Source organism: Actinomadura rayongensis (assembly GCF_009831215.1).
Taxonomy (GTDB): Bacteria; Actinomycetota; Actinomycetes; order Streptosporangiales; family Streptosporangiaceae; genus Spirillospora; species Spirillospora rayongensis.
The window spans coordinates 1,711,928-1,737,103 of the sequence record NZ_WUTW01000001.1; the positions used below are offsets into that span (position 1 = coordinate 1,711,928).

Genomic DNA, 25,176 nt, shown 5'->3' on the forward strand with positions numbered 1-25,176 from the left:
AGAGCGAGGTTGACCACTGCGTCGACCTTTCGATCGGGACGTCTGTGACGTTCACAGAAGCTAGCGCGAGAACGTCCCGAACGTCCTCCGAATGCGGTGCAGATGTCTCATCGGCGCTCGGACACTGGAAGTGACGAAAGATCGCACGCCCGGCAGAAATCTGGTGATTTTATGCATTTGGGCCGATCTCGACCGCAGAATTCACGAGGAGGAAGATCGGCCATGCACGCTTCACCGCCCGGTCCTGCCGACCCGGGCAAGCTCACCAACCAGCGCGTCGTCTTCTTGGAGGCGTTGAGTCTGACGCTCAGGGAGCGGTACTCGGACGTCTCATGTGAGATCTCGCGGCTCACGGCCGGTCTGCCGCCGACGCTCCGGGTCGAGCGGCAGGAGGTCGCGGAAGACGTCGGGTGTGACCTCTCCGTCGATGGATGGGCGTTCGTGTGGGGTTTCGACCCTCGCAACGTCATCGGTCCGGTCGCTGATCTGCGGCGCGCGGCCTTCGCCGTCGCGAACGTCCTCGGCATTCGGCACCACCCCGATCACTGACACCGGCCGGATGAATTCCCGTTATCGCGGCCGGCCATGTCGCCCGAGGGGATCGCACGGGAATCGCCCGGCCCGGCGCTGGTTCGCGCCATCTTCTGGCCGGGCCCTGGCCTGGGAACTCCTCCGGGTGGGGCGGGTCGGCGCGGCCGTCCGCCGGTCCTGGTGAGGGGGCTCCACCCGGAGGCCCCGCCCGGTCGCCGCGTTCGCGGCATTCAAGTGTCTCTGGGCTGCGCATGGCCTTGCTGGTCGGCGTGGGTCGGAGGTTTGTCCGAAGTACGAACCGTCTCGAACGAAAACACATGGCGATGAGCGAAGACAACGAAGGCAAGCAGCCGACCCTCTACACGCCCTCGGAGGTGGCGCAGTTTTTCCGCGTCGACCCGAAGACCGTCACGCGGTGGGCGCGGATGGGGACGCTGAACCCGATCACGCTGCCGTCGGGTCACCGGCGGTATCCCGCGGCCGAGATCCACGAGCTGCTCAAGGTGGGGAACGTGAAGGAGCCCGCCGTCCCGCGGGAGGAGGCCGAGTTCGTCCCCGGCCTGCGGGCGCTGGCGGTGCTGCAGAGCGTCGTCCGGGACTACTTCGACGGGGACCCGTCCGCCGTCGTGAAGGCGCTCGGCGGCGATTGAGCGTCCGCGGCCCTCTGGCCGGGCGGTTCGTGCGCCCGGCCGGAGGGCTTTCCGGCGGCCGGGTCACCCGTACTCTCCCTCGGGCGGGTGAGGAGGGGCGGGACGGGCGCATCTAGACTTTCGGCATCATGGCTCCGCAGATCTCACCCAGCATCCTGTCCGCCGACTTCGCCCATCTGGCCGACGACGTCAACCGCGTCGCCGAGGCCGCCGACTGGGTCCACGTCGACGTCATGGACAACCATTTCGTCCCCAACCTCACGATCGGGCTGCCGGTCGTGGAGGCGCTGCTCCGGACGAGCCCGATCCCCCTCGACTGCCACCTCATGATCGAGGACCCGGACCGGTGGGCGCCGCAGTTCGCCGAGGTCGGGGCGGGCAGCGTCACGATCCACGCGGAGGCCGCCAAAGCGCCCATCCGGACGCTCCGGGCCATCCGCGCGGCCGGGGCCCGCGCGTCCCTCGGGATCAACCCCGCGACGCCCATCGAGCCCTACGCGGACCTGTTCGGCGAGATCGACATGCTGCTGCTGATGACCGTGGAGCCCGGCTTCGGCGGCCAGAAGTTCCTGGACGTCGTCCTGCCCAAGGTCCGCCGCGCCCGCACCCTCATCAAGGACCGCGACCTGCCCGTCTGGCTCCAGGTAGACGGCGGCGTCAGCGCCGAGACCATCGAGCGCTGCGCCGAGGCCGGCGCGGACGTGTTCGTCGCGGGCAGCGCCGTCTACGGCGCCGACGACCCCGCCGAGGCCGCGCGCCGCCTCCGCGCCCAGGCCGAGAAGGCCACCGAAGCCGCCGGCTGGGCCTGACCGCCCCCGCCGGACGGCCGGGGCGCCGCACCGTCCGCGCCCGCCGGACGACCCAGCCCGCGCGGGCCGGACCGCACTGATCGGACGCGCCGCGCCCGCGCCGATGCGTCGGCGAGCCGCCGGGCCGGACGTGACGAGCCCGGCCGCGTCGCGCGGACGGGCTCACAGGCCGCGTGCGCTGAGTAACGGCTCGCGCCGCGCGAGCCTGCGGTCCTGCGCGGTGCGTCGTGTGCGCTGGCGCGGCGTGTCGTGCCACGCGTGCGCGCGGGTTGCGCGTGCTGAGATGTCGCGCCGCGCGAGCCTGCGGCCCTGCGCGGCGGGTCGTTTGCGCTGGTGGGGCGGGGTGCGCGGTGCGGTTTGGGGGCAGGTGGGTGGAGACGGGTCGTGTGTCCTGAATGTTTCATCGTGGTGAATCCCACATAGGGACGGGAATGTCGGGCGTGGCACACTGGTTGGCAAGCAGTGAAACGCGTGCTCCGGGGTCGGTGAAAGTCCGAACCGGCGGTGACAGTCCGCGACCCGGCCGAAGCCATCGGCCGGTTGATCCGGTGGAATTCCGGGACCGACGGTGAAAGTCCGGATGGGAGGCAGCGCGCGAGTCACCCCTGCGTACCAGGGGTGACGTGTCCTCGCATCATGCGGGAAAGCATCCCCGGAGCCTCGCCTGGAACGGTCAGGAGGCCCGGGAGACATGTTCACCGGCATCGTCGAGGAACTCGGCGAGATCACGGCGGTCGAGCCGCTCGCCGACTCGGCGCGGCTCGCGATCCGCGGCCCGCTCGTCACCGAGGACGCCGTGCACGGCGCGTCGATCGCCGTCAACGGCGTCTGTCTCACCGTCGTGGAGACGCGCGACGGGATCTTCACCGCCGACGTGATGAAGGAGACCCTGGACCGGTCCTCCCTCGGCGCGCTGAAAGCGGGCTCCCGCGTCAACCTGGAACGTCCCGTCCGGCTGAACGACCGGCTCGGCGGCCACCTCGTCCAGGGCCATGTGGACGGCGTCGGCACCCTGATCTCCCGCGAGCCCGGCGAGCGCTGGGACGTCGTCACGTTCTCCCTCCCCGAAGACCTCGCCCGGTACGTCGTGGACAAGGGCTCCATCACGGTCGACGGCATCAGCCTCACCGTCGTGCAGGCGACGAACGACCGGTTCAGCGTCTCGCTCATCCCGACCACGCTCGAACTCACGACGCTCGGCCACAAGGGCCCCGGCGACCCGGTGAACCTCGAAGTGGACGTCGTCGCGAAGTACGTCGAGCGGATGCTCGGCGCGAGGGTCGCGCCGTGAACTGGCTCGGCGCCGGGTTCTCCCTGTTCGGCGAGCACGTCTTGTGGACGGACCTCGTCGGCAACGTCCTGTCGCTGGCCGTCGTGTGGCTCGCGATGCGAAGGACGATCTGGACCTGGCCCGTGCAGTTCGCCGGCGCCGCGCTGCTGCTGGCCGCGTCCCTGCACGCGCACGTCCCCGGGAACGCTCTCAAGCAGGTGCTGTTCGGCGTCCTCGCGATCTACGGCTGGGCCATGTGGACGCGCGGACGGCGCGGCGGCGGCGACCTCGTCGTCCGCAAGGCCACCGCGCGCGAGCGGATCGTGCTGCTGGCCGCCCTCGCGGCCGGGACGGTCGCCGTCGCGCAGATCTTCGCCCACCTGACCTGGCTGCACGTCACCTGGTCGCCGTGGGCGAACGCCTACATCTTCGTCGGCAGCGCCGCCGCGACGTTCGCGCAGAGCCGCGCGCTCGTCGACTTCTGGATCATCTGGGTCCTCGTGGACCTGGTCGGCGTCCCGCTGGCCCTGAAGTCCGGGCTGTACGTGTCCGGGCTGGTCTACGGGATCTTCTTCGTCATGGTGCTCGCGGGGTTCCGCAACTGGCTCCGCGAGGCCAACCCGCAACACTCGGAAAGCAGGACGGTGACCACATGAGCGATGGCATCTTCGATCCGATCGAGACGGCGGTCGCGGCCATCGCGGCAGGTCAGCCGGTGGTCGTGGTGGACGACGAGGACCGCGAGAACGAGGGCGACATCATCTTCGCCGCGTCCGCCGCGACCCCCGAACTCCTCGCGTTCACGATCCGGTACACCAGCGGCGTGATCTGCGTCCCGATGACCGGCGACGACCTGGACCGCCTCCAGATCCCCCTGATGACGGCCCAGAACGCCGACAAGATGCGCACCGCCTACACCGTCAGCGTGGACGCCGCCGCGGACGTCAGCACCGGCATTTCGGCCGCCGACCGCGCGAACACGATCCGCAAGCTGGCGGACGCGGCGTCCGTGCCGGGGGACTTCACCCGTCCGGGCCACATCTTCCCGCTGCGCTACCGCGAGGGCGGCGTGCTGCGTCGGCGCGGGCACACCGAGGCCGCCGTGGACCTCGCGCGGCTCGCCGGGCTGCCGCCGGCGGGCGTCCTCGCCGAGGTCGTCAACGACGACGGGACGATGGCGCGGCTCCCCGAACTCCAGGTGTTCGCCAAGGAGCACGGGCTCGCGCTGATCTCCGTCGAGCAGCTCGCCGAGTACCGCCGCCGCACCGAGCCGACCGTCACGCGCGTCGTCGAGACGCGGCTGCCGAACCGGTACGGGGAGTGGCGCGCGGTCGGGTTCTCCGGCGTCGTGGACGACGGGGAGCACGTCGCGCTCGTCCTCGGCGACCTCGGCGCGGGCGACGACGTGCTGGTGCGCGTCCACTCCGAATGCCTCACCGGGGACGTCCTGCACTCCGCGCGCTGCGACTGCGGCGCCCAGCTCGACGCCGCGATGGAGCGCATCGCGGCCGAGGGACGCGGCGCCGTCGTGTACCTGCGCGGGCACGAGGGCCGGGGGATCGGCCTGCTCGCCAAGCTGCGCGCCTACGCCCTCCAGGACGACGGCGCCGACACCGTGGACGCCAACGTCGAACTCGGCCTGCCGGTGGACGCCCGCGAGTACTCCAACGCGGCGCACATCCTGCGGGACCTCGGCGTCCGGTCCGTCCGGCTGCTGACCAACAACCCCGACAAGATCGCCGCGCTGACCGGGCTCGGCATCGACGTGCGCGGACGCGAGGCGATGCCGCCCGCCGTCACCGAGCACAACGTCCGCTACCTGGCCGCCAAGCGCGACCGGCTCGGCCACCAGATCGGAGCGCTGGCGTGAGCGGCGAAGGACGTCCCGAGGACCGCACCGTCGACGCCGCCGGGCTCACGCTCGGCATCGTCGCCGCGCGCTGGCACGGGCAGATCACCGACCAGTTGCTCGCCCGGGCCCTGGACGCGGCCAAGGCGTGCGGGGTGGACGCGCCGGTCGTCGCGCGCGTCGCGGGCACTTTGGAAATCCCGGTCGTCGCGCAGCAGCTCGCCCGCGACCTGGACGCCGTCGTGTGCCTCGGCGCCGTCATCCGGGGGGAGACCGCGCACTTCGACTACGTTTGCGATTCCCTGACGTCCGGTGTGACGCGCGTGGCGCTCGACGAGTCCACACCGGTGGGCAACGGGGTCCTCACATGTGACACCATTGACCAGGCGCTGGACCGCGCCGGGCTGCCGGGCAGCCACGAGGACAAGGGATGGGAGGCGACTGTGGCCGCACTCGACACGGCACTGACCCTGCGAGGGCTGCGGCATCACGGTCATGCCGGGCACGGCGCGGAGCATCTGGGCTCCTGATCGCCACCGGTTCCTGCTCGTCCCGTCTGTGAAAGGCTCATCCACCGTGCTGTCTCTCGTTCTGCCCAAGGGGTCGCTGGAGAAGGCGACGATGGCGCTGTTCGACGCCGCCGACCTCACCGTCCGGCGCACGTCCGACCGCGACTACCGCGCGTCCATCGACGATCCCCGCATCGACCGCGTCCGCGTCCTGCGTCCGCAGGAGATCCCGACCTATCTCGAACAGGGCCTGTTCGACCTCGGCATCACCGGGCGCGACTGGATCACCGAGACCGACTCCGACGTCGTCAGCCTCGGGCAGCTCCAGTACTCCAAGGCCACGTCCAACCCCGTCCGGGTGATCATGGCGGTGCCGAACGACGCGCCGTGGCAGGCCGTGTCGGACCTGCCCGAAGGCGTCCGGATCTCCACCGAGTTCCCGGAGATGACGCGGCGCTTCCTGGAGAAGCACGGGGTGAAGGCGAAGGTCGTCCCGTCCTACGGCGCGACCGAGGCCAAGGTCCCCGACATCGTGGACGTCATCGTCGACCTCACCGAGACCGGCTCGTCGCTGCGCAAGAACGGCCTGCGCATCCTCGACACGCTGCTCACCAGCCACACCGAGCTGGTCGCCAACCGCGAGGCCTACGCGGACCCGGCCAAGCGCGCCGCCATGGAGGACATCGCGCTGCTGCTCCAGGGCGCGATCCGGGCGCGCGGCAACGTGCTGCTGAAGCTGAACGTCGCGCAGGAGAACCTGCGGGCCGTCCTCGACATCATGCCGTCGCTGTCGTCGCCGACCGTGACGTCGCTGGCCGGCGGGGACAACGCCGTGGAGGGCGTCGTCGCCAAGCGCGGCGTGAACACGCTGATCCCGGCGCTCAAGGCGGCCGGGGCGCACGACATCCTCGAGATCCCGATCTCCAAGATCGTTGACTGACGGTCCGTCGCTGCCGGTCGTGTGGCGTCCGCGCACGACCCGTGTCATCGCCTACGCCGCGGCGGGCGTGCTCATGCTCGGCATGGTCACGCTCGCCGTGGTGGTGGCGCCGCAGTTCAAGACGTTCGACCGGGTGATGCTCGTCCTGTTCGGGCTGCTCTGCGCGTGGGTGCTGCACATGCTGGCGCGCTGCCGGGTCGTGGCGGACGCGTCCGGCCTGACGGTCGTCAACGCCTTCCGCACCCGCCGCCTCGCCTGGGCCGAGGTCGTCGCCGCCGACATGAACGTCGGCGACCCGTGGCCGACGCTCGACCTCGCCGACGGCACGTCGATCAGCGCGATGGGCATCAACGGCGCCGAACGCACCCGCGCCGTCCGCGACCTCCGCGAACTCCAGACCCTCCTCCACACCCGAACTCCCGAGCCGTCCTGACCTTGCGTCGGACTGTTCCGGGACCGGCCGTTAGCGGACGGTGATCGGGTGGCGGGCTACGGCGCCGAAGAGGTAGCCGAGGGTGTTGTAGGGGGCGACGTCGGGTTGTGCGGTGCCTGTTTCGTCGGTGGCGCGGGCTAGGAGTTCGTAGCGGCCCGGGGTGGGGTGCCAGGGGAGGGTCCAGCGCGTCCAGGCTCGGGCGGTGCCGGGGCCGTGGAGGTGGGCGGGGCGCCAGGACGCGCCGCCGTCGGTGCTGACCGAGACGGCCGTGATGCGGCCGGTGCCGGACCAGGAGCGTCCGTGCAAGGCGCTGATGTCGCTGATTTCTCCGTCCCATGGCAGTTCGAAGGTGCTCTTGGTGTTCACGCGTGTTAGTGGCGCGCTGCCTTCGGGCGGGTAGCCGGGGCCGAAGAAGCGGTAGTAGCGCGTGTTCCACGGGGACGCCAGCGGTGTCGTGGAGACCTGGATGTCGCCTAGCCACTTGATGGACGCGATGCCGACCCAGTCCGGGACGACGAGCCGCGCCGGGAAGCCGTGGTCGGGCGGCAGCGGGCGGCCGTTCATCTCGTAGGCGACCAGGACGTCCTTGCGGGCCTTGGCGACGGGCAGCGGACGGCGGACGCGGCCCAGGTTCTCGCCCGCGTCCACGTAGTCGGCGTCGAGGCCGCGCGGCAGGAGGTCCACCGCGTCCGGCGTGATCCCGGCGCGTTCCAGCAGGACCGACAGCCGGACGCCGCGCCAGCGGGCCACGCCGACGGCGCCGAGCCCCCACGCGGTGCCCGACACCTTCTGGCCCTGCTGCGTCGTGAAGAGGGAGCGGGCGTTGCCGGTGCACTCGATGCGCGCGGTGATGGTCTCGGACGGCAGCCGCAGCAGGTCCCGGTAGCGGAACTCGACCGCGCGGTCCTCGCCGGGCGCGCCGCGCAGCCCGTCGCCCCACAGCCGCAGCCGCCAGGTCGCGGCGTCGATCCGGGGCGTGGCGACGTGGTTGCGGACGAAGAACCGGTCGATCGGGGTGAGGTACCCCTGCCCGGCCATCGCCTCCCAGCGCGTCTCGGCGTTGGTGCCGCGCGGGACGAACAGCTCCGGCGGCAGCGGCTTGACGATGCCGCTGTCGGCGCTGGCGGAGCCGGGGGCGAACGGAAGCGCCAGCGCGCCGCCGGCCCCGGCGGTGATCTGGAGCAGGCGGCGGCGCGGCAGGCCCGGCGCGCTCGTGTCGGGGGCGGTCATGGCTCGTATGGTGCTGAGCCCGTTCGCAGAAGTCAACATTGCCTACCAATTAACATTACTTCGATGGGTAGATTGAGCGCATGCGTGATGTGCTCGGCGATCTCGCCGCGTGGTACGACGCGGGGCGGACGTTCGGGCTCGCCACCGTCGTGGGAACGTTCCGAAGCGCGCCTCGGCCGCCCGGCGCCGTGATGGCGGTCGCGCCGGACGGGGAGGTCGTCGGCAGCGTGTCCGGCGGCTGCGTCGAGGGCGCGGTGTACGAGCTGGCGCAGGAGGTCGTCGCGTCCGGGCGGCCGGTCGTGCAGCGGTACGGGGTCAGCGACGACGACGCGTTCGCGGTCGGGCTGACCTGCGGCGGGATCCTGGACATCCTGGTCGAGCCGGTCGGTCCCGCCACGTTCCCGGAGTTCGGGGACGTGGCGGCGGCGGTCCAGAAGGGCGAGCCGGTGGCCGTGGCGACGGTCGTCGCGGGGCCCGGACGGATCGGTGCGCGCCGCGTCGTCTGGCCGGATCGGGCGGCCGGCAGCCTCGCGCCCGGCGCCGCGCACGAGGACCGGCTCAACGCCGCCGTGGACGACGACGCGCGCGGCATGCTCGCCCAGGGCCGCACCGGCGATCTGCGGTACGGGCCGGAGGGGGAGCGGCGCGGCGACGACCTCACGGTGTTCGTCCGGGCGTTCGCGCCGCCGCCGCGCCTGCTGGTGTTCGGCGCGATCGACTTCGCGGCGGCCGTCGCGCGCGTCGGGAAGTTCCTCGGCTACCGCGTGACGGTGTGCGACGCGCGTCCGGTCTTCGCGACCGCCAAGCGCTTCCCCGACGCCGACGAGGTCGTCGTGCAATGGCCGCACCGATACCTCGCCGAGACCGAGGTGGACGAGCGGACCGCCATCGCCGTCCTCACCCACGACCCGAAGTTCGACGTCCCGCTGCTGGAACTCGCGCTGCGCACGCAGGCCGGGTACGTCGGGGCTATGGGCTCGCGTCGCACCCACGACGACCGGATGGCGCGGCTGCGCGCGGCGGGCCTGACCGACGCCGAGCTGGCGCGGCTGCGGTCGCCGATCGGCCTGGACCTCGGCGCGCGGACGCCGGAGGAGACGGCCGTGTCGATCGCGGCGGAGCTGGTGCAGACGCGCTGGGGCGGCTCGGGACGTCCGCTCGGCACGACCAGCGGGCGCATCCACCGGTGATCATCGGGCTGCTGCTCGCGGCGGGCGGCGGGCGCCGGATGGGACGGCCCAAAGCGCTGATCGAGATCGGCGGCGAACGCCTCGTGGACCGGGGCGTCCGGACGCTCGCCGACGGCGGCTGCACGAAGGTGCTCGTCGTGACGGGTGCGGCGGACGTCGGGGTACCCGGAGCGGAGATCGTGCGCAACGACGCCTGGGAGACGGGCATGGGCTCGTCGCTGAAAGTCGGCCTCGCCGCGCTGCCCGACGAATGCGACGCCGTAGTCGTCGCGCTCGTGGACCAGCCCGACGTGACCGCCGAGGCCGTCCGCCGCCTCGTAACCGCCCACGCGAACGGCGCCGAAATCGCCGTAGCGACCTACGACGGCAAGCCGCGCAATCCAGTTCTCTTCACACGCCGACACGTGGCAGAGATCGCGGCACAAGCGCACGGCGACCGCGGCGCCCGCGCGTTCCTGCGAACCCGTCCCGACCTCGTCACGCCCGTGCCCTGCGACGACGTCGCCTCGCCCGCCGACCTGGACACGCCGGCCGACCTCGCCGCCTACCGCGACCGCTAGGCGCGGCGCGCCTCGGCGGACGCGCGTTCGTACGCGGCGATCGTGGCGAGGAACGTCGCGCGTTCGGCGGGGGAGAGCGGTTCGAGCGCGGTGCGCCAGGCCGTCGCGCCGACCGCGAGCCAGCCCCGGATCGCCGTTTCGTGCGCGGCGGCGATCGCGACGATCGTGCGGCGCCGGTCGGCCGGGTCCTCGTTGCGCTCCAGGATGCCCTGACGGCTGAGGTCGCCGACCATGAGGCTGACCGTGGCGGGGGCGACCTCCAGCCGCTCCGCCAGCGCGTTCACGCCGGTCGGCCCGTCGAACAGCAGATAGGACAGCAGCGACAGGTGGCGGGGCGCGAGGTCGAAGGAGCGCAGCTCGTCCGGGACGCGGATCTTCTTCGCGGCGGCGACGATCCGGGGCATGAGCAGCAGCATCGCGCGCACGCCGTCCTCCACGCTCGGCCCGGTGGCGGTCTCGTCGGTTGACATGCCTCTGCTTCCAAAATAGCTTTGCTTGCAAAGCAAAGATGTTCGTGCCGTACCCAGCAGGATAGGAGAGCGCGCCGTGAACGACGTCAACCGGCCGGTCATCGAGGAGTTCCGGGCCAACGGCGGACGGGTCGGCGGGATGTTCGAGGGCGCGTCCCTCGTCCTGCTCACCACGACCGGCGCCCGCTCGGGCCGCGCGCACACCACGCCGCTCGGAAGCATGACCGAGGGCGGACGGCTGTTCGTCTTCGCGTCCAACGCGGGCCGGGACGCGAACCCGGCCTGGTACGCCAACATCCGCCGCGACCCGCGCGTCACGGTCGAGACCGGCGCCGAGACGTACGCGGGCGCCGCGCTGCCGGTCGAGGCGGCGGAGCGCGACCGCCTCTACGCGCTCCAGGCCGAGCGCGTCCCGCCGTACGCCGAGTACCAGAAGATGACAGACCGGGTCATCCCGGTCGTGGAACTCGTCCGCGCGGGTGACGCGCGGGGCGGACCGGTCGGCTCCCTGCTGCTGAGCGTCCACGCCGAGCTGCGCGCCGACCTGGCGGCGTTGCGCGACGACGTCCTCGCGGCGCTGGACGGCCGCGCCCCCGCGCCCGACCTCGCCGCGCAGCTGCGCGCCCGCTGCCGGACGGTCTGCGACGCGCTCGGCGAGCACCACGACAACGAGGAGACGCGCGGCTTCCCGGGCGTCGGCGCGGCGTTCCCCGGGCTCGCGCCCGTCCTGGAACGGCTGCGCCGCGAGCACGTCGCGGTCACCCGGCTGCGCGGCGACCTGGCGGGGCTGCTGGACGCACTCGGCACCGCCGACCCGGCCGTCGTCCGCGCCGGACTGGACCGGATCACCGCCGACCTGGACGCCCACTTCGCCTACGAGGAGGAACAGCTCGTGGCCGTCCTGGACGCCGCCCTGCCGCGCCGGAGCTAGTCGGCGGGGGGCAGGACGCTCTCGTCCAGGGCGCCGCAGTCGACGGCGCGGCGCAGGCGGCCGGTCAGGGCGCGGATCGTCGCGGGCTCGTCCAGGACGCCGCTGCCGCTCGCCGCCTGCTCGTGCCAGGCGCGGACACGGCCGATCACCGAGTCCACGCCGTCCAGGTGGAACGCGTAGACGGCCGCGTACCGGCTCGGCAGGTGCGCCGGGTGCAGGTCCCAGCCCTGGTAGAAGCCGTGGCTCAGCGAGTGCCGGACGTGCGCCGCGTGGACGGCCCACGTCTGGTTCACCTCGTCCGGCCCGTCGTTACGGGGGATGACGTTGCTGGAGCCGTCCGACAGGCGGATCCCGGTCCCGGCCAGCGTCACCTGCATCAGGTGGCGGGCGAAGTCGCACGCCGGGTGGTCGAGACGCTGCTCCTGCGGCGGCAGCCCGAGCGCGGCCGTGTAGTCGAACACGCCGAAGTGCGCGGCGGTGATGCGGCCCTGGCCCGCGTCCGCGATGGCGCGCAGCCCGGAGCGGCCGTCGGCGTCGATCACCGAGCCGGGCGTCTCGATCTGCACCTCGAAGCGCAGGATGCCGGACGGCAGGCCGAGCGCCTCCTCCAGCCCGTCCAGGTACTCGGTGAACAGCGCGACCTGCTCGGCCGCGACGATCTTCGGGAACGTGATCGTGAACCCGCCGGGCAGGCGGCCGAGGCGGTCGCGCAGCGCGGTGAGGAACCCGTCCAACGTGCGCATCGCGCGCTCGTGGCCGCCGTCGGTGAACGACTTGACGCGCAGGCCCCAGTAGTGCGGCAGCGTCTTGGCCTCGTACGCGGTGGCGACGGCCTCGACGACCTGCGCGGCGTGGCCGTCCTCCTCGGCGTCGGAACGGGTGCCGTAGCCGTCCTCGAAGTCGATCCGGACGTCCTCGACGGGCTCGCTCGCCAGTTTCGCCGCGACGCGCTGCCGGACCGTCCCGGCGAGTTCCGGGTCGAGGCCGAACGCGCCCCCGAACGACCCGTCGCCCGGCGTGTGGGTGTTCAGCAGCCGCAGCGCCTCCGCGCCGAACTCGGCGGGCGTCGACCGCGAGAACCGGTCCGCCGGGACGTACACGGTGTGGACCGGCTGCCGCCCGGCCGCCGGGCCGGGGAACCGGGCCGCGTGCTCGGCGCGGACGGACTCGATGCGAGCGGACAGGTCCTCGATCGCGGAGAAGCTGAGATTCACCCCGCCATGATCCCCCAATCCGGGTCCAGTTGGACACAAGATTCGCCGTGAACGGCCAGATCACGCGGTGGCGCGGCGCGCGTGCGGCACGGCGAGCGCGAGCGCCGCGCGGGCGCCCGCGACGACGCCCTGCGCGAGGTCCGCGCCCGAGGTGTGCCCGACCGCCAGCAGCCGCCGCAGCGCCGGGACGGGCGGCTCCCGGCCCGCGACGCCGCGCAGCAGCGCCCCGACCTCCGCGCTCGTCTCGCCGCGCGCCGCGCAGTGCAGCAGCGTCGCCGACAGGGACGTGGTGCGCGTGTCGGCGTCCTCGGTGACGGCCGCGCCCAGCCACTCGGCGAGCCGCACCGCCCGCGCGCCGTCCCGCAGCGCCCCGCCGACGAGCCGTAACGCCGCGAGCAGCCCGGCGAGGATGTCGTCGCCGCTCGGCGTCAGGCCCGGCCCGAGCCCGACGATCCGCTCGGCCGCCTCGACCGCGCCCGCCAGGTCGTCGCCGGCGCACCGGCCGGCGAGCAGCGCGGGCGCCGGATGACCGTCCAGCCCGCCCGCCGCGCCCGCCAGCGCCCGCTCGACGGCGCGCAGCCCGAGCGCGACCGTCGCCGACGACGGGGCGCCGAGCGCCGGACGCGGGTCGAACCGCCGCCGCGCCCGCACGACCAGCCCGCCGGCCTCGACGCGTCCCTCGCCGACCCGCGCGCCCGCCCGGTCCCCGACGCGCAGGAACGGACGATCCCGCGCCGCCGCCGCGAGCACCACCGCGTTCGGCGGCCGGGCCGCGTCGGACGTGACGACCGCGACGACCTTCGGCTCGCCCGGCCCGCGCAGCTCCAGATAGAGCGCGGTGGGAAAGCGCGCGAGAACCCGGGCGGCACGCGGCGGCCCGTCCAGCACACCCCGCAGCGCCGTACTCGCCGCACCAGGCAGCGGCGCCGGACAAGACGATTCACTCACGGTGTTCCCCGCTCGCCTGCGGCGCGCTCGAAGCCGCGCGCTTCCCTCGTCGCGTGCTCGCTCGTTCCTCGCTGCGCGCGCTCCTCAGTCCAGCGCACGGCGCGCGCCTCCGGCTCACTCACGGTGCAACCTCCTGGGAGCGGGAGTCGGGAGTGCCCTCGGGGCGCACGCTAGACGGGTGGCGCGCCGCCCGCGTACGGGCAAATCTGCCAAGCCCTGTTGTCAGCGTTGGCGTTTGTTGTCAGTCTTGATCAGGTGCCGGCCCACCCGGCGCCGAACGCTCCACCGGCGAGGTGACCCCCCGCATGAGCCACAGTCCCGTCGAGCCCGGCCCACCGGTCCTCCGGCTCGCGAGCACCGGAACGCTGACCCCCGGCCTGTCGGTCGCGGAGGTGCTGGGCGTGCCCAGCCTGGCCGGCGCGCGCCTCGCGGCGGGACGGGCGGGGCTCGGCCGGGTCGTGCGGCGGCTGAACGTGCTGGACGCCCCGGACGTCCGGGTCAAACCGGACGAGCTGCTGCTGGCGTCCGGCCGGGTGCTGCGCGCCGTGCGGCTCGCCGACCTGGCCGCGCGGGGACTGGCCGCGCTCGCCGTCCGCGCGGGCCGTCCCGGGGAGGCGCCGCCCGCGCGGCTGATCGCCGAGGCCGACCGGCTCGGCGTCCCGCTGATCCTGCTGCCCGCCGGGACCGGGTTCGACGAGGTCCTCAACCAGGTGCTCACCGGAATCCTGAACCGGCAGGCCGCCGTCCTCGCCCGCACCGAGGAGGTCCACCGCGCGCTCGTGCAGATCGTCCTGTGCGGGGGCGGGGTGCAGGAGGTCGTGGCCGAGGTCGCGGCGGTGCTCGGCGTCCCGGTCGCGCTGCTGGACGGCGACGGGCGCGTCCTCGCCCGCGCGGGCCGCCCCGACCTCGCCGCCGCGCCGCCGGGGTCGCCGGCCGTCCCGGTCCTCGCGGGCGGGTTCGACCACGGCCGGATCGTCGCGCACGGCGCGCTCGGCGACACCGACCTCGGCATCCTGGAGCGCGCGGCGACCGTCGCGGCGCTGGTCGTGACGAAGCAGCAGGCCGTCGCGGCGGTGGAGAGCAAGTACCGGGCGGACTTCCTGCGCGACGTCCTCGCCGGACGCGCCGGAGACGACGACCAGATCACCGCCCACTGCGCCGGGTTCGGCTGGGACCTGGACCGGCGGCTCGCGGTGGTCGTCGCCGAGCTGGACGCCCGTCCGGACGGGACGACGCAGACGCGCGCCGACGAGCGCGCCGCGCAGGACCGGCTCACGGCGGCGTGGACGGCGGCGGCCCGGCGCCGCGACCCGGGCGCGGCCGTGGCGAGCTTCGCGCACGAGGTCGTCGCGCTGGTCGGCACGGACCAGGGCGTGGACGAGGACGCCGCCGCGCTCGCCGCCGCCCTCGCCGCCGAGGCCGCCGCCCAGTTCACCGAGCAGGGGACCACGGCGCGCACGTTCTCCACCGGCGTCAGCCGGACGGTCGCGGGGCCGTCCGGCCTGCCCGAGGCGTACGAGCAGGCGGGCACGGCCGTCCGGGTGGGACGGCGGCTCCACGGCCCCGGCGCCCGCGCCCACTTCGACGGCCTCGGCGTGTACCGGCTGCTCAGCCTCGTGCCGGACCCGGCGGAGCTGCACGCGTTCGTCCGCGAGACGCTCGGCGACCTGGCCGCGGGCGACGACCCCGAGATGGAGGACCTGCGCCGCACGCTCCAGGAGCTGCTGGAGACGAACCTGAACGTCGCCGAGACGGCGCGGCGCCTGCACTTCCACTACAACACGCTCCGCTACCGCATCGGGAAGCTGGAGCGGATGCTCGGCCCGTTCACCCGCGACGCGAATCTCCGGCTCAACCTGACGCTGGCGCTCCACGTGCTGCGGATGCGCGGCATCTGACCGCAGGGTCATAGAGTTTTCCCAGGTCGGGAGGAGACAGCGGATGACGTTCGGCTGGAAGCTGCACGGTGACGGGAGGACCCCGCCGCCGGGCGAGGTCGTCGGCCCCGGGGAACGGCTGACGTGGCCGCGGACGGCGGGCATCGGCGTCCAGCACGTCGTCGCGATGTTCGGCGCGACGTTCGTGTTCCCCGTGCTCATGGGCCTGGACCCCAACCTGTCGATCATGATGTCGGGCGTCGCGACGGTGCTGTTCCTGCTCGTCGTGGGCGGCCGGGTGCCGAGCTACCTCGGGTCCAGCGCGTCGTTCGTCGGCGCGGTCGCGGCGATCCGCGCGGCGGGCGGCGACAGCGCGACGGTCACCGGCGCGATCCTGGTGTCGGGCGCGGTGCTGGCGGCGGTCGGCGTCGTGATCCACGTGCTCGGGGCGCAGGTCGTCCACCGGGTGTTCCCGCCGGTGGTGACGGGCGCGGTCGTCATGCTCATCGGGTTCAACCTCGCGCCGGTCGTTGCGACGACGTACTGGCCGCAGGACCAGTGGGTCGGGCTGGCGACGCTGTGCGCGGCGGTGCTGGCGAACGTCCTGCTGCGCGGTTTCTGGTCGCGGGTGTCGATTCTGCTGGCGCTGGTGTTCGGGTTCGCGCTGTCGTGGGTGCTGGACCATACGGCCGGGAAAATTACGTCGGTCCTGCCCGGGCAGCATCTCCTGGACGCGGCCGGGAAGCCGTGCCCGGCCGAGGGGCCGTACTGCGTCGCGACGGCGTTCCCGCACTACCGGGTGGACTTCTCGGCCGTCCGGCACGCCGACTGGTTCGGCTTCCCGAGCCTGCACGCGCCGAGCTTCACCACGTCGGCGATCCTGCTGGCGCTGCCGCCGGTCATCGCGCTGATCGCGGAGAACACCGGGCACGTCAAGGCCGTCGCGGCGATGACGGGCGAGGACCTGGACCCGGTGATGGGCCGGGCGCTCGGCGCGGACGGCGTCGCGACCGTCCTCGCCACCGGCGTCGGCGGCTCCCCGACGACGACCTACGCCGAGAACATCGGCGTCATGGCCGCGACGCGGATCTACTCCACGGCCGCCTACCTCGTCGCGGCGGCCGTCGCGGTCCTGTTCGGGCTGTGCCCCAAGTTCGGCGCGCTCGTCGCCGCGACGCCCGGCGGGGTGCTCGGGGGGATCACGGTCGTCCTCTACGGGATGATCGGGCTGCTCGGCGCGAAGATCTGGGTGGAGAACCGGGTGGACTTCGGCGACCCGGTGAACCTCGTCCCGGTCGCGGCGGCGCTGATCCTCGCGATCGGCGGCGTCACGCTGGCGATCACCGACGACTTCCCGCTCGGCGGCATCGCGTTCGGGACGATCGCCGTCCTCGTCGGGTATCACGTGCTGAACGGGCTGAGCGGACGGTGGTCCCCGGGCGACACCGGCCGGGGCATCATCGCGCCCGCCGAGGACGACAGCGGCGGGCCGGTGCGCCCGCCCGTCTAGGGCGTCGCGGGCGGCGCGTCGGGAGCGTTCCCGCCGAGCGAGCGCGGCAGGTACTCCTGGACGGCCGCGGGCCGGAACCCCTGCTGCTTGATCCACCCGAGGATCGTCTGGAACTGCCCGGCCAGGCCCTTGCGGTAGTGCATGAGCACGATGTCGCCGGGACGGAATCCGGTGCCCGCGCCGTCGCCGCGCGCGAACCCGTTGAACCCGACGCCGGGGCCGCTCGTCCCGTTGTAGAACTCGGCGGACCACAGCAGGATCGCCTTCATCCCGCACGCCTTGGCCGCCTGCCGCGTCAGCGTGTTGTAGCTGCCGAACGGCGGACGGAACAGCATCGGGCGGCGGCCGTACTGCGCGGCGATCGTGTCGGCGGACTGGCAGATCTCGCGCTGCTGCGACTCCAGCGGCAGCGTCGCCATGTTCGGGTGCGTGACGGTGTGGTCCTCGATCTGCGAGCCCGCGTTGCGCATCGCCCAGAAGTACTGCGCCTCGCCGCGCACGTACGTCGTGGTGAGGAACGTGAGGATCGGGACGCGCTCCTTGCGGACGATGTCGACGAACTGCGAGTCGTACTCGTAGCCGTCGTCGATCGTGAGGAAGACGACCTTGTCCTGCGTGTCGATCTTGTTGATCACGGTCGGGAGGCCGTCGACGGCCGGTTTCGGGGGCGTCCACGAGCCCGGCTTCGGCGCGGGCCAGCGCTGGTCGGCGAGCACCGCGGCGAGCTGCGCCGACATGGACGGCCCGGACGACCCGCCCGCCGAGCCCACGGCCGGACCGGCCGCGGCGGCCACCCCGACGATCGCGGCGGCCACGGTGGCGGCCACGGGCGTCTTCCCTCGCATCGGCGGTGTTCCCCTGTTCCTCGTTCGGTTCCTCGCATGGATGGACGGCCGCGCACGCGTCGCGGTTCGCTCCGAACGAGGATTGCCGGGACATATCTGACCATGTCCGGCGTCCGGGACCGGGGAGCGACGCGGTTTCCGCTCGTCCTTTCCCGGCCAGGGGAGTCTGTCAGGCGTCGCGGGACTGGAACAGGACCGCCGCGACGGCGAGCACGACGGCCGTGTAGAGCGCGAACATGCCGAGGCCCGCCCACGGGGCCAGCGTGCCCGCCTGCCGCGTCGGCGACAGGATCGCGCCGCCCGCGTTGGACGGCAGGTACTCGCTCAGCGTCGCGCCCCACGACCCCGGCAGGAATCCGCCGACGATGCCGAGCACGAACAGCACGACGAACACCGTCACGACCGCGCCCGCCGTGTGCCGGACGATCACGCCGACGCCGAGCGCCATCAGCGCGATGAGCGCGAGGAACAGCCCGCCGCCGAACACCGCGCGCAGCACGCCGCGCTCGCCGAGCGAGCCGTCGAAGCCGTGGACCGACAGGATCGGCTGCGACACGAAGAACGAGGCGAACGACACGAGCACCCCGACGACCAGCACGACGCCGCCCACCACGACGGCCTTGGCCGCCAGGTACTCCGGACGGCGCGGCATCGCGGTCAGCGCCGTGCGGATCATCCCGCTGCTGTATTCCCCGGTGATGACGAGCACGCCGAGCACCCCGAAGATCACCATGCCGAAGTAGAACGCGATCTGCATCGGGGACGTCGGGCTCACCGACGCGCGGTCGGCCTCGGTCATCTGGTGGTAGCTCGCGACGAACGCCCACGACCACAGCGCCGAGAAGCCGATGACGACGATCGCGCCGGACAGCAGCGTCCAGAACGTCGACGGCACCGTGCGGATCTTCGTCCACTCCGACACGACGACGTTGGCGAACGACGCGCGCGCCTCCTGCGCCTGCGCGGGCGCCTCCCGCGCCGGGGCGCTCACGGCGCGTCCCCCGGCGCCGGGGCCTCGGGCGGCGGCGGCGCCGGACGCGGCTCGCCCGGCGGGACGGGCGGACGCGCCGACGGCCCCGCGTGGTACTCGACCGTGTCGCCGGTCAACCGCATGAACGCCTCCTCCAGGGACGGCCGGACGGGCGCCAGCTCGTGCAGCCGCAGCCCGTGCTCGGCGGCCAGGTCGCCGATCGCCGCCGCCGACGCGCCGTGGACGGCCAGGGCGCCGTCCCGGTCGGCGGGCTCGACCCGCCAGCCGCGCGCGGTCAGCAGCGGCGCCAGCTCGCTCAGGCGCGGCGACCGCACCCGGACGTGGCTGGTGGCGTTGGACTCGATGAACTCGCTCATCCCGGTGTCGGCGAGGATCCGGCCGCGTCCGATGACGACGAGGTGGTCGGCGGTCAGCGCCATCTCCGACATCAGGTGGCTCGACACGAACACCGTCCGGCCCTCGGCGGCGAGCTGCCGCATCAGCGTGCGGATCCAGAGGATGCCCTCGGGGTCCAGGCCGTTGACGGGCTCGTCGAACATCAGGACGGGCGGGTCGCCGAGCAGCGCCGCCGCGATCCCGAGCCGCTGGGACATGCCGAGCGAGAAGCTGCCGACCGTCTGCCCCGCGACGGCCTCCAGCCCGACCAGGCGCAGGACGTCGTCCACGCGCGCCTCGGGGATGCCGTTGCTCTGCGCCAGGCACAGCAGGTGGTTGCGGGCCGTCCGGCCGCCCTGCGCGGCGCGCGCCTCCAGCAGCGCGCCGACCTCGCGCAGCGGCGCCCCGAGCCTCTCGTACCGGCGCCCCCGGACGGTGACGTCGCCCGCCGTGGGCCGGTCCAGCCCGAGGATCATGCGCATGGTCGTGGACTTCCCGGCGCCGTTCGGCCCGAGGAACCCCGTGACGTGCCCGGACTCGACCGTGAACTCGACGTGGTCCACCGCGGTCTTGTGCCCGTACCGCTTGGTCAGCCCCCGCGCCTGGATCATGTCAGGTCGATACCGACGCGTTCGCCCCCGGAAACGACGAAGACGGACGACCAGGAAAAACTTCACCCCCCAATGGCCCACCTTTTGACCACCCCCGCCCCCGCGCCGAGACCCCGCCGGGACCGCGCCGCTTCGCGCGGGCTGCGGCGCTTCGCGCGGGCTGCGGCGCTTCGCGCGGGCTGCGGCGCTTCGCGCGGGCTGCGGCGCTTCGCGCGGGCTGCGGCGCTTCGCGCGGGCTGCGGCGCTTCGCGCGGGCTGCGGCGCTTCGCGCGGGCTGCGGCGCGCCCTGCGGCGTGCTTCGTGCTGTCTTCGCGCGGTGTTCAACTTGCGCGGCGCGCGGCACACGCCTTGCGCGCGTCGCGGGTCCCGCGCAGCACGCGCGTCCTGCGGCGTGCCTTGCGCCGCTTTTGCGCGGCGTGCTTCTTGCGCTCGCGCGGCACGCGCTTCGCGCGGCGTGCGTCTTGTGCGGGGGGAAGTGCGCGGCTTGGGGGCTTGCTGTGCGTGGGTGGGGGTGGATGCGGCGCGAGCCGTTAGGCGAGCGCCGCATCCTTTGGTTACTTCACCGCTACGAGGTCCACCACGAAGATCAGGGTCTCGTTCGGCTTGATGGCGGGGCTGGGGCTGCGGGAGCCGTAGGCCAGGTGCGGCGGGATGACGAGCTTGCGCCGGCCGCCGACCTTCATGCCGGCGATGCCCATGTCCCAGCCCTTGATGACGCGGCCGGCGCCGATTTCGAAGTCGAACGTCTGGCCGCGGTTCCAGGACGCGTCGAACTCCTCGCCGGTGGAGAAGCTCACGCCCACGTAGTGCATGGAGACGGTGTCGCCCTTGGCGGCCTCGGCGCCGTCGCCGACGGTGATGTCGGTGATGTCGAGGTACGCGGGCGGCTGTCCCTCGGGGAAGTCGATCTCGGGGCGTTCAAGCGCCATGTCGCGGGCTCCATGCAGGGTCGTCGGTCGTGCGGACGGCGTTCAGCGTAGCCGCCGTCCGGGCCCGCCGAGCGGCGGGCGGACCCGGACGGCGGGTCCGGGGGTCAGCCGAAGCGCAGCAGGGTGCCCGCGTCCCCGGCGGCCCAGACGGTGCCGGTGCGCGGCTCGCGCGTCAGGTCCCACAGGTAGCCGGGGGTGGACGGCTTGGCGACGCGCGTCCAGGACGTCCCGTCGAAGTGCAGGAACGCGTTCTCGCGGTTGTTCTGGAGCCAGACGCCGCCCGCGCCGTCGAGCGTGATGTCGCCGAGGAAGCCGGGGTCGGCGACCTGGGCCGTCAGGCCGCCGGAGCCCGGCGCGGGGATCTTGTGCTCGGTGAACACGCCGTCCTTCCAGTGGACGAGCGCGGGCCCGGAGAACAGCGGGTCCAGCGGCATCTCGTAGAACCAGACCTCGTGCGCCGAGACGGGCGCGATCTGCATCACCCAGCGGCTCCACGTGCCGGGCCACTCGACGCGCGTCCAGGCGGAGCCGTCGAAGTGGTACAGCGCGGTCGGGTCGGTGGACGACGACGCCAGCCCGCCCGCCCAGACGTCGCGGGGCGAGCGCGCCGCGATCGCGGACAGCGTGGTGCCGGCCGGGAGGTCGAGGGACTTCTCCCACGTCCCGGCGCGCCGCCGGTAGACGGCCGAGCCGTCGTTCTCGTTGAAGTTGACGCCGGTGACCCACGGCTTGCCCGCGCCGTCGACGGACACGGCCATCGGGGTCAGCAGCGGCAGCTCGACGGGCTTCCAGCGGCGTCCGTTCCAGTGGACGGCGCGGGCCGGGACCCGGTCGTCGAGGACGCGCTGCCCGACCGCCCACACGTTGGCCGCCGAGCCCGCCGCGACGTCCACGAGCTTGGGGACGATCCCGGCGGGCGCGGGGTCGCGCGTCCACACGCCGTTCACGCGGCGCAGCAGGACGGGCGCGGTCTCTCCGGCCTCCATCCCGACCGCGAACGCGTGCGCGGGGTCGGGCGCGGCGACGCCGTGCAGGGACGACGGCGCGGTGAGGGCCGGGGCGGGGGTGGCGGTCCACGTGCCGGGCGGCGGCGCGGCCTGCGCGGCGGGCAGACCGCCGAGCGCCAGGACGGCCGTGAGCGCGGCGGCGGTGAGGGCGGAGCGGCGGGTCAGCGTGGGTTGCATTGGGGGGATGCTCCTCGCGGGGACGACGAATTCCGCCAGTATCCACTGGCAAAATGCCGTCGTGCGCGGCCTCATCCGGCCACGCCGAAGTCCTCCCCGATCAGGGACGCCCCGTCCACGAGCAGATCGGCCGGCCCGGCGCCGGACGTGAAGTAGCGCTCCTCCTTCAACGCCCACGCGTCCCACGCCGCCGCGAACTGAACGCCGTCGCGGCGCAGGACGCGGTCCCGGCGCAGCGGCCGGGGCGCGTCCACGAAGATCCGCAGCGCGACCGGCGCGTCGCGCAGGCCCGCGCCGACGCCCTCCAGGACCAGCTCCGGCGCCACAGGGACGTCCTCCTCGGGGCCGCGCGCGCCGCGCTTCCAGTCGTAGCGGGCGAGCCGACCGGGGCGGCCCGCGCGCAGCGGCTCCAGGACGTCCCGCCGCAGCCGCGTCCACCACACGAGCGGGTCGGCGTCCCACGGCACCGGGAAGTCGTCGGCCGCGACCAGCGGCGCCCCGCCGAGCGCCGCCGCCAGCCGCCGCGCGAACGTGGACTTGCCCGCGCCGCTCGGCCCGTCCACCGCGACGACCCGGACGGGCCCGCACGACGGCGGCAGCGCGCGGATCCGCGCGGCCAGCTCCGGGTAGCTCAGCGTCGCCTTAGCCATACCGTGCATACTGCCCGTGAGCCGACGGCGAGCGAACGGGAGCACGCGTGACCGACCTGCTGGGCGCCCTGACCGGGGACGCCCCCGCCGTGACCATCGGGGACGAGACCCTGTCCCGCAAACAGCTGTTCGGCCGCGCCGCCGCCGTCGCCGCCGAGATCGCCGGGGCCAGGGCCGTCGCCGTCCACGCCGACGCGTCCGCCGCGACGGTCGCGGCCGTGGTGGGCGGGCTGCTGGCCGGGGTGCCGGTCGTCCCGCTGCCGCCAGACTCCGGTCCCGCCGAGCGCGCCCACATCCTCGGCGACTCCGGCGCCGCGCTGCTGCTCGCGACCCGCGCGAACGCCCCGGCGGACGGGCCGCCGCTCGTCCCGCTGGACGACCTGCCGTCCGCCGCCGTCCCGCCGACCGCGCCCGCACCGGACGCCACCGCGCTCATCCTCTACACGAGCGGGACGACCGGCGCGCCGAAGGGCGTCCTGATCTCCCGCCGCGCCATCGCCGCCGGGCTCGACGCGCTCGCCGCCGCCTGGGACTGGACGGCGGACGACCTGCTCGTCCACGGCCTGCCGCTGTTCCACGTCCACGGCCTGGTCCTCGGGGTGCTCGGCGCGCTGCGCGTCGGGTCGCCGGTGATCCACACCGGCCGCCCCCGCCCCGACGCGTACGCCGAGGCCGCCGGACGCGGCGGGACGCTGTTCTTCGGCGTCCCGACCGTCTGGTCCCGGCTCGCCGCCGACCCCGGCGCCGCCGCCGCGCTGCGCGGCGCCCGGCTGCTGGTGTCGGGGAGCGCGCCGCTCCCGGTCCCGGTGTTCGAGCGGGTGGCGGAGCTGACCGGGCACCGGCCCGTCGAGCGGTACGGGATGACCGAGACGCTGATCACCGTCAGCGCCCGCGCGGACGGCCCGCGCCGCCCCGGCCGGGTCGGGACGCCGCTGCCCGGCGTCCGCACCCGCCTCGCCGCCGAGGAGGGCGCGCCCGTCCCGCACGACGGCGAGACGCCCGGCGAGCTGCACGTCCAGGCCCCGACGCTGTTCGACGGCTACCTGAACCGCCCCGACGCGACCGCCGAGGCGTTCACCGCGGACGGCTGGTTCCGCACCGGCGACATCGCGGCCGTCGAGCCGGACGGGACGCACCGCATCGTCGGCCGCGCGTCCACCGACCTCATCAAGAGCGGCGGCTACCGCATCGGCGCGGGCGAGATCGAGGACGCGCTGCTCGCCCACCCCGGCGTCCGCGAGGCCGCCGTCATCGGCACCCCGCACGACGACCTCGGCGAGCAGGTCACCGCGTTCGTCGTCGCGGACGGCGCGAGCGCGGGGGAGCTGACGGAGTTCGTCGCGAGCCGCCTGTCGATCCACAAGCGCCCGCGCGCGGTGCACCTGGTGGACTCCCTGCCGCGCAACGCGATGGGCAAGGTCGTCAAGTCCCGGCTGCGGTGAGCGGGTTAGGCTCGGAGGCGTGACGGAGCCGTTGGTCGAGCGCATGCGGGGATTCGGGACGACGATCTTCGCGGAGATGACCGCGCTCGCCGTCCGGACCGGGTCGATCAACCTCGGCCAGGGGTTCCCCGACACCGACGGGCCGCCCGGGATGCTCGCGGCGGCCGTCGCGGCGATCGAGGGCGGCGGCAACCAGTACCCGCCGGGCCCTGGCCTGCCCGAGCTGCGGGAGGCCGTCGCCGCGCAGAAGAAGGAGCGCTACGGCCTCGACTACGACCCCGAGACCGAGGTCTACGTCACGGTCGGCGCCACCGAGGGCATCGCGGCGGCGGTGCTGGCGCTCGCCGGGCCGGGGGACGAGGTCGTCGCGTTCGAGCCGACCTACGACTCCTACGCCGCGACGGTCGCGCTCGCGGGCGCGCGGCTGCGGACGGTCCTGCTGCGTCCCGTCCAGGGACGGTTCACCTTCGACCCGGACGAACTGCGCGCCGCCGTCACGCCCCGCACCAAGGTGATCCTGGTCAACTCGCCGCACAACCCGACCGGGACCGTGTTCACCCGCGACGAGCTGGCCGAGATCGCGGCCGTCTGCCGGGACCGCGACGTCACCGCCGTCACCGACGAGGTCTACGAGTACCTGACGTTCGACGGCGCCGAGCACGTCCCGCTCGCGACGCTGCCCGGCATGCGGGACCGGACGGTCGTCGTGTCCTCGGTCGGCAAGACGTTCTCGGTCACCGGCTGGAAGACCGGCTGGGTCACCGGCCCGGCCGCGCACGTGCGGGCGGTCCAGACCGTCAAGCAGTTCCTGACGTACGCGACCGGCGGGCCGTGGCAGCACGCCACGGCGTACGGGCTGCGCGCGGAGCTGCCGTGGGTGGCGGAGCTGCGGGCGTCGCTGGAGCGCAAACGGGACCGGCTGATCACCGGGCTGGAGGCCGCCGGGTTCGTCGCCTACCGGCCGCAGGGGACCTACTTCGTCCAGGCCGACATCCGGCCGCTCGGCTACTCCGACGGCGTCGCGCTGGCCCGGGCGCTGCCGGACGCGGCGGGCGTCGTCGCCGTCCCGACCCAGGTCTTCTACCAGCGGCCCGAGGACGGCGCGGCGTTCGTCCGGTTCGCGTTCTGCAAGCGGGACGAGGTCATCGACGAGGCCGTCCGCCGGCTCGCGGGCCTCGGCCGGGACCGCGCCCGCGCCTGACACCGGCCGTGTTCGCGGAGTGGCGCT

Annotated in this window: 25 protein-coding genes, 1 pseudogene and 1 riboswitch; of the genes and pseudogenes, 16 read left to right on the forward strand and 10 right to left on the reverse strand. The window is 73.8% G+C overall.

The genetic code is table 11. The annotated features are described in order from the left end of the window. The first annotated feature begins 222 nt into the window (after positions 1 to 222). From GQ466_RS08110 to GQ466_RS08150, 9 genes and pseudogenes are all read left to right on the forward strand, one after another. The gene (locus tag GQ466_RS08110; RefSeq protein WP_161102075.1) at positions 223 to 549 is read left to right on the forward strand and encodes a hypothetical protein; all 327 of its coding nucleotides are present in this window, start codon (positions 223 to 225) and stop codon (positions 547 to 549) included. Between the two features lie 305 nt (positions 550 to 854). After that, positions 855 to 1,031, forward strand: a pseudogene (locus GQ466_RS33100) (helix-turn-helix domain-containing protein); the annotation flags it as partial. A gap of 278 nt (positions 1,032 to 1,309) precedes the next feature. Next, positions 1,310 to 1,990, forward strand: a complete 681-nt coding sequence (gene rpe, locus GQ466_RS08120; RefSeq protein WP_161102077.1) for a ribulose-phosphate 3-epimerase — start codon at positions 1,310 to 1,312, stop codon at positions 1,988 to 1,990. A 467-nt stretch (positions 1,991 to 2,457) separates the two neighbouring features. After that, positions 2,458 to 2,588, forward strand: a riboswitch (FMN riboswitch). Positions 2,589 to 2,681: 93 nt separating this feature from the next. After that, positions 2,682 to 3,281, forward strand: coding sequence for a riboflavin synthase (locus tag GQ466_RS08125; protein ID WP_161102078.1), 600 nt, complete (start codon positions 2,682 to 2,684; stop codon positions 3,279 to 3,281). Continuing rightward, on the forward strand, positions 3,278 to 3,916 hold the full coding sequence (pnuC, locus tag GQ466_RS08130; RefSeq protein WP_161102079.1) for a nicotinamide riboside transporter PnuC: 639 nt from the start codon (positions 3,278 to 3,280) through the stop codon (positions 3,914 to 3,916). Before GQ466_RS08125 ends, pnuC begins: the two co-directional genes overlap by 4 nt. Next, positions 3,913 to 5,130 (forward strand): bifunctional 3,4-dihydroxy-2-butanone-4-phosphate synthase/GTP cyclohydrolase II, encoded by a 1,218-nt coding sequence (locus tag GQ466_RS08135; protein WP_161102080.1) that lies wholly within the window; start codon positions 3,913 to 3,915, stop codon positions 5,128 to 5,130. Before pnuC ends, GQ466_RS08135 begins: the two co-directional genes overlap by 4 nt. Beyond that, the gene (gene ribH, locus GQ466_RS08140) at positions 5,127 to 5,639 is read left to right on the forward strand and encodes a 6,7-dimethyl-8-ribityllumazine synthase (RefSeq protein ID WP_161102081.1); all 513 of its coding nucleotides are present in this window, start codon (positions 5,127 to 5,129) and stop codon (positions 5,637 to 5,639) included. The genes GQ466_RS08135 and ribH overlap by 4 nt, the downstream gene beginning before the upstream one ends. A 46-nt stretch (positions 5,640 to 5,685) precedes the next feature. Beyond that, positions 5,686 to 6,558, forward strand: a complete 873-nt coding sequence (gene hisG, locus GQ466_RS08145; RefSeq protein ID WP_161102082.1) for an ATP phosphoribosyltransferase — start codon at positions 5,686 to 5,688, stop codon at positions 6,556 to 6,558. Further along, on the forward strand, positions 6,551 to 6,991 hold the full coding sequence (locus GQ466_RS08150; protein ID WP_237417619.1) for a PH domain-containing protein: 441 nt from the start codon (positions 6,551 to 6,553) through the stop codon (positions 6,989 to 6,991). The genes hisG and GQ466_RS08150 overlap by 8 nt, the downstream gene beginning before the upstream one ends. 30 nt (positions 6,992 to 7,021) lie before the next feature. Here the strand turns inward: GQ466_RS08150 and GQ466_RS08155 are convergent, their stop codons facing one another. Then, on the reverse strand, positions 7,022 to 8,221 hold the full coding sequence (locus GQ466_RS08155; RefSeq protein ID WP_161102083.1) for a sulfite oxidase: 1,200 nt from the start codon (positions 8,219 to 8,221) through the stop codon (positions 7,022 to 7,024). 80 nt (positions 8,222 to 8,301) lie between these two features. Here GQ466_RS08155 and GQ466_RS08160 point away from each other — a divergent pair, with 80 nt between their 5' ends. Next, positions 8,302 to 9,411: an XdhC family protein gene (locus GQ466_RS08160; RefSeq protein ID WP_161102084.1), complete on the forward strand. Its 1,110-nt coding sequence runs from the start codon at positions 8,302 to 8,304 to the stop codon at positions 9,409 to 9,411. Continuing rightward, positions 9,411 to 9,971, forward strand: a complete 561-nt coding sequence (locus GQ466_RS30670; protein ID WP_337193398.1) for a nucleotidyltransferase family protein — start codon at positions 9,411 to 9,413, stop codon at positions 9,969 to 9,971. The genes GQ466_RS08160 and GQ466_RS30670 overlap by 1 nt, the downstream gene beginning before the upstream one ends. Here the strand turns inward: GQ466_RS30670 and GQ466_RS08170 are convergent. After that, positions 9,968 to 10,441 carry a MarR family winged helix-turn-helix transcriptional regulator gene (locus tag GQ466_RS08170; protein WP_161102085.1) on the reverse strand — a complete coding sequence of 158 codons (474 nt, stop codon included), beginning with the start codon at positions 10,439 to 10,441 and terminating at the stop codon, positions 9,968 to 9,970. The two genes, GQ466_RS30670 and GQ466_RS08170, sit on opposite strands and share 4 nt — an antisense overlap. 76 nt (positions 10,442 to 10,517) lie before the next feature. Here GQ466_RS08170 and GQ466_RS08175 point away from each other — a divergent pair, with 76 nt between their 5' ends. Beyond that, complete coding sequence (locus GQ466_RS08175; RefSeq protein ID WP_337193365.1) at positions 10,518 to 11,372, forward strand: nitroreductase/quinone reductase family protein; 855 nt, start codon at positions 10,518 to 10,520, stop codon at positions 11,370 to 11,372. On the opposite strand, the gene GQ466_RS08180 is transcribed toward GQ466_RS08175, so the two are convergent. Both GQ466_RS08180 and GQ466_RS08185 read right to left on the reverse strand, forming a co-directional pair. Beyond that, positions 11,369 to 12,586 (reverse strand): DUF6986 family protein, encoded by a 1,218-nt coding sequence (locus tag GQ466_RS08180; RefSeq protein WP_161102086.1) that lies wholly within the window; start codon positions 12,584 to 12,586, stop codon positions 11,369 to 11,371. The two genes, GQ466_RS08175 and GQ466_RS08180, sit on opposite strands and share 4 nt — an antisense overlap. A 60-nt stretch (positions 12,587 to 12,646) precedes the next feature. Next, on the reverse strand, positions 12,647 to 13,534 hold the full coding sequence (locus GQ466_RS08185; RefSeq protein ID WP_161102087.1) for an oxamate carbamoyltransferase subunit AllH family protein: 888 nt from the start codon (positions 13,532 to 13,534) through the stop codon (positions 12,647 to 12,649). A 305-nt stretch (positions 13,535 to 13,839) separates the two neighbouring features. Between GQ466_RS08185 and GQ466_RS08190 the strand changes: the two genes are divergently transcribed. Further along, positions 13,840 to 15,432 carry a helix-turn-helix domain-containing protein gene (locus tag GQ466_RS08190; protein WP_161102088.1) on the forward strand — a complete coding sequence of 531 codons (1,593 nt, stop codon included), beginning with the start codon at positions 13,840 to 13,842 and terminating at the stop codon, positions 15,430 to 15,432. A 43-nt stretch (positions 15,433 to 15,475) separates the two neighbouring features. Then, positions 15,476 to 16,921, forward strand: a complete 1,446-nt coding sequence (locus GQ466_RS08195) for a uracil-xanthine permease family protein (RefSeq protein ID WP_161102089.1) — start codon at positions 15,476 to 15,478, stop codon at positions 16,919 to 16,921. Here the strand turns inward: GQ466_RS08195 and GQ466_RS08200 are convergent. From GQ466_RS08200 to GQ466_RS08225, 6 genes are all read right to left on the reverse strand, one after another. Continuing rightward, positions 16,918 to 17,748, reverse strand: a complete 831-nt coding sequence (locus GQ466_RS08200; RefSeq protein WP_337193366.1) for a polysaccharide deacetylase family protein — start codon at positions 17,746 to 17,748, stop codon at positions 16,918 to 16,920. The two genes, GQ466_RS08195 and GQ466_RS08200, sit on opposite strands and share 4 nt — an antisense overlap. Before the next feature lie 187 nt (positions 17,749 to 17,935). Beyond that, positions 17,936 to 18,757 carry an ABC transporter permease gene (locus tag GQ466_RS08205; protein ID WP_161102091.1) on the reverse strand — a complete coding sequence of 274 codons (822 nt, stop codon included), beginning with the start codon at positions 18,755 to 18,757 and terminating at the stop codon, positions 17,936 to 17,938. Next, positions 18,754 to 19,743: an ABC transporter ATP-binding protein gene (locus tag GQ466_RS08210; RefSeq protein ID WP_161102092.1), complete on the reverse strand. Its 990-nt coding sequence runs from the start codon at positions 19,741 to 19,743 to the stop codon at positions 18,754 to 18,756. The genes GQ466_RS08205 and GQ466_RS08210 overlap by 4 nt, the downstream gene beginning before the upstream one ends. A 554-nt stretch (positions 19,744 to 20,297) precedes the next feature. Then, positions 20,298 to 20,672, reverse strand: coding sequence for an FKBP-type peptidyl-prolyl cis-trans isomerase (locus GQ466_RS08215; RefSeq protein ID WP_161102093.1), 375 nt, complete (start codon positions 20,670 to 20,672; stop codon positions 20,298 to 20,300). A gap of 104 nt (positions 20,673 to 20,776) precedes the next feature. Beyond that, positions 20,777 to 21,856 carry a hypothetical protein gene (locus GQ466_RS08220; RefSeq protein WP_161102094.1) on the reverse strand — a complete coding sequence of 360 codons (1,080 nt, stop codon included), beginning with the start codon at positions 21,854 to 21,856 and terminating at the stop codon, positions 20,777 to 20,779. Positions 21,857 to 21,927: 71 nt separating this feature from the next. Next, a complete protein-coding gene (locus tag GQ466_RS08225) occupies positions 21,928 to 22,506 on the reverse strand; it encodes a uridine kinase family protein (protein WP_161102095.1) in 579 nt (192 codons plus the stop codon). Between the two features lie 47 nt (positions 22,507 to 22,553). Here GQ466_RS08225 and GQ466_RS08230 point away from each other — a divergent pair, with 47 nt between their 5' ends. Both GQ466_RS08230 and GQ466_RS08235 read left to right on the forward strand, forming a co-directional pair. After that, positions 22,554 to 23,948, forward strand: a complete 1,395-nt coding sequence (locus tag GQ466_RS08230) for an AMP-binding protein (RefSeq protein ID WP_161102096.1) — start codon at positions 22,554 to 22,556, stop codon at positions 23,946 to 23,948. A gap of 19 nt (positions 23,949 to 23,967) precedes the next feature. Next, entirely contained in the window at positions 23,968 to 25,149 is a 1,182-nt protein-coding gene (locus GQ466_RS08235; RefSeq protein ID WP_161102097.1) for a pyridoxal phosphate-dependent aminotransferase, read from the forward strand. Positions 25,150 to 25,176 lie beyond the last annotated feature (27 nt).

Excerpts from the sequence above, each read along its gene's own strand:
- GQ466_RS08110 (WP_161102075.1), top strand. The coding sequence starts at position 223 with ATGCACGCTTCACCGCCCGGTCCTGCCGACCCGGGCAAGCTCACCAAC.
- rpe (WP_161102077.1), top strand. The coding sequence starts at position 1,310 with ATGGCTCCGCAGATCTCACCCAGCATCCTGTCCGCCGACTTCGCCCAT.
- GQ466_RS08125 (WP_161102078.1), top strand. The coding sequence starts at position 2,682 with ATGTTCACCGGCATCGTCGAGGAACTCGGCGAGATCACGGCGGTCGAG.
- GQ466_RS08135 (WP_161102080.1), top strand. The coding sequence starts at position 3,913 with ATGAGCGATGGCATCTTCGATCCGATCGAGACGGCGGTCGCGGCCATC.
- GQ466_RS08155 (WP_161102083.1), bottom strand. The coding sequence starts at position 8,221 with ATGACCGCCCCCGACACGAGCGCGCCGGGCCTGCCGCGCCGCCGCCTG.
- GQ466_RS08160 (WP_161102084.1), top strand. The coding sequence starts at position 8,302 with ATGCGTGATGTGCTCGGCGATCTCGCCGCGTGGTACGACGCGGGGCGG.
- GQ466_RS08170 (WP_161102085.1), bottom strand. The coding sequence starts at position 10,441 with ATGTCAACCGACGAGACCGCCACCGGGCCGAGCGTGGAGGACGGCGTG.
- GQ466_RS08190 (WP_161102088.1), top strand. The coding sequence starts at position 13,840 with ATGAGCCACAGTCCCGTCGAGCCCGGCCCACCGGTCCTCCGGCTCGCG.
- GQ466_RS08195 (WP_161102089.1), top strand. The coding sequence starts at position 15,476 with ATGACGTTCGGCTGGAAGCTGCACGGTGACGGGAGGACCCCGCCGCCG.
- GQ466_RS08210 (WP_161102092.1), bottom strand. The coding sequence starts at position 19,743 with ATGATCCAGGCGCGGGGGCTGACCAAGCGGTACGGGCACAAGACCGCG.
- GQ466_RS08215 (WP_161102093.1), bottom strand. The coding sequence starts at position 20,672 with ATGGCGCTTGAACGCCCCGAGATCGACTTCCCCGAGGGACAGCCGCCC.
- GQ466_RS08220 (WP_161102094.1), bottom strand. The coding sequence starts at position 21,856 with ATGCAACCCACGCTGACCCGCCGCTCCGCCCTCACCGCCGCCGCGCTC.
- GQ466_RS08225 (WP_161102095.1), bottom strand. The coding sequence starts at position 22,506 with ATGGCTAAGGCGACGCTGAGCTACCCGGAGCTGGCCGCGCGGATCCGC.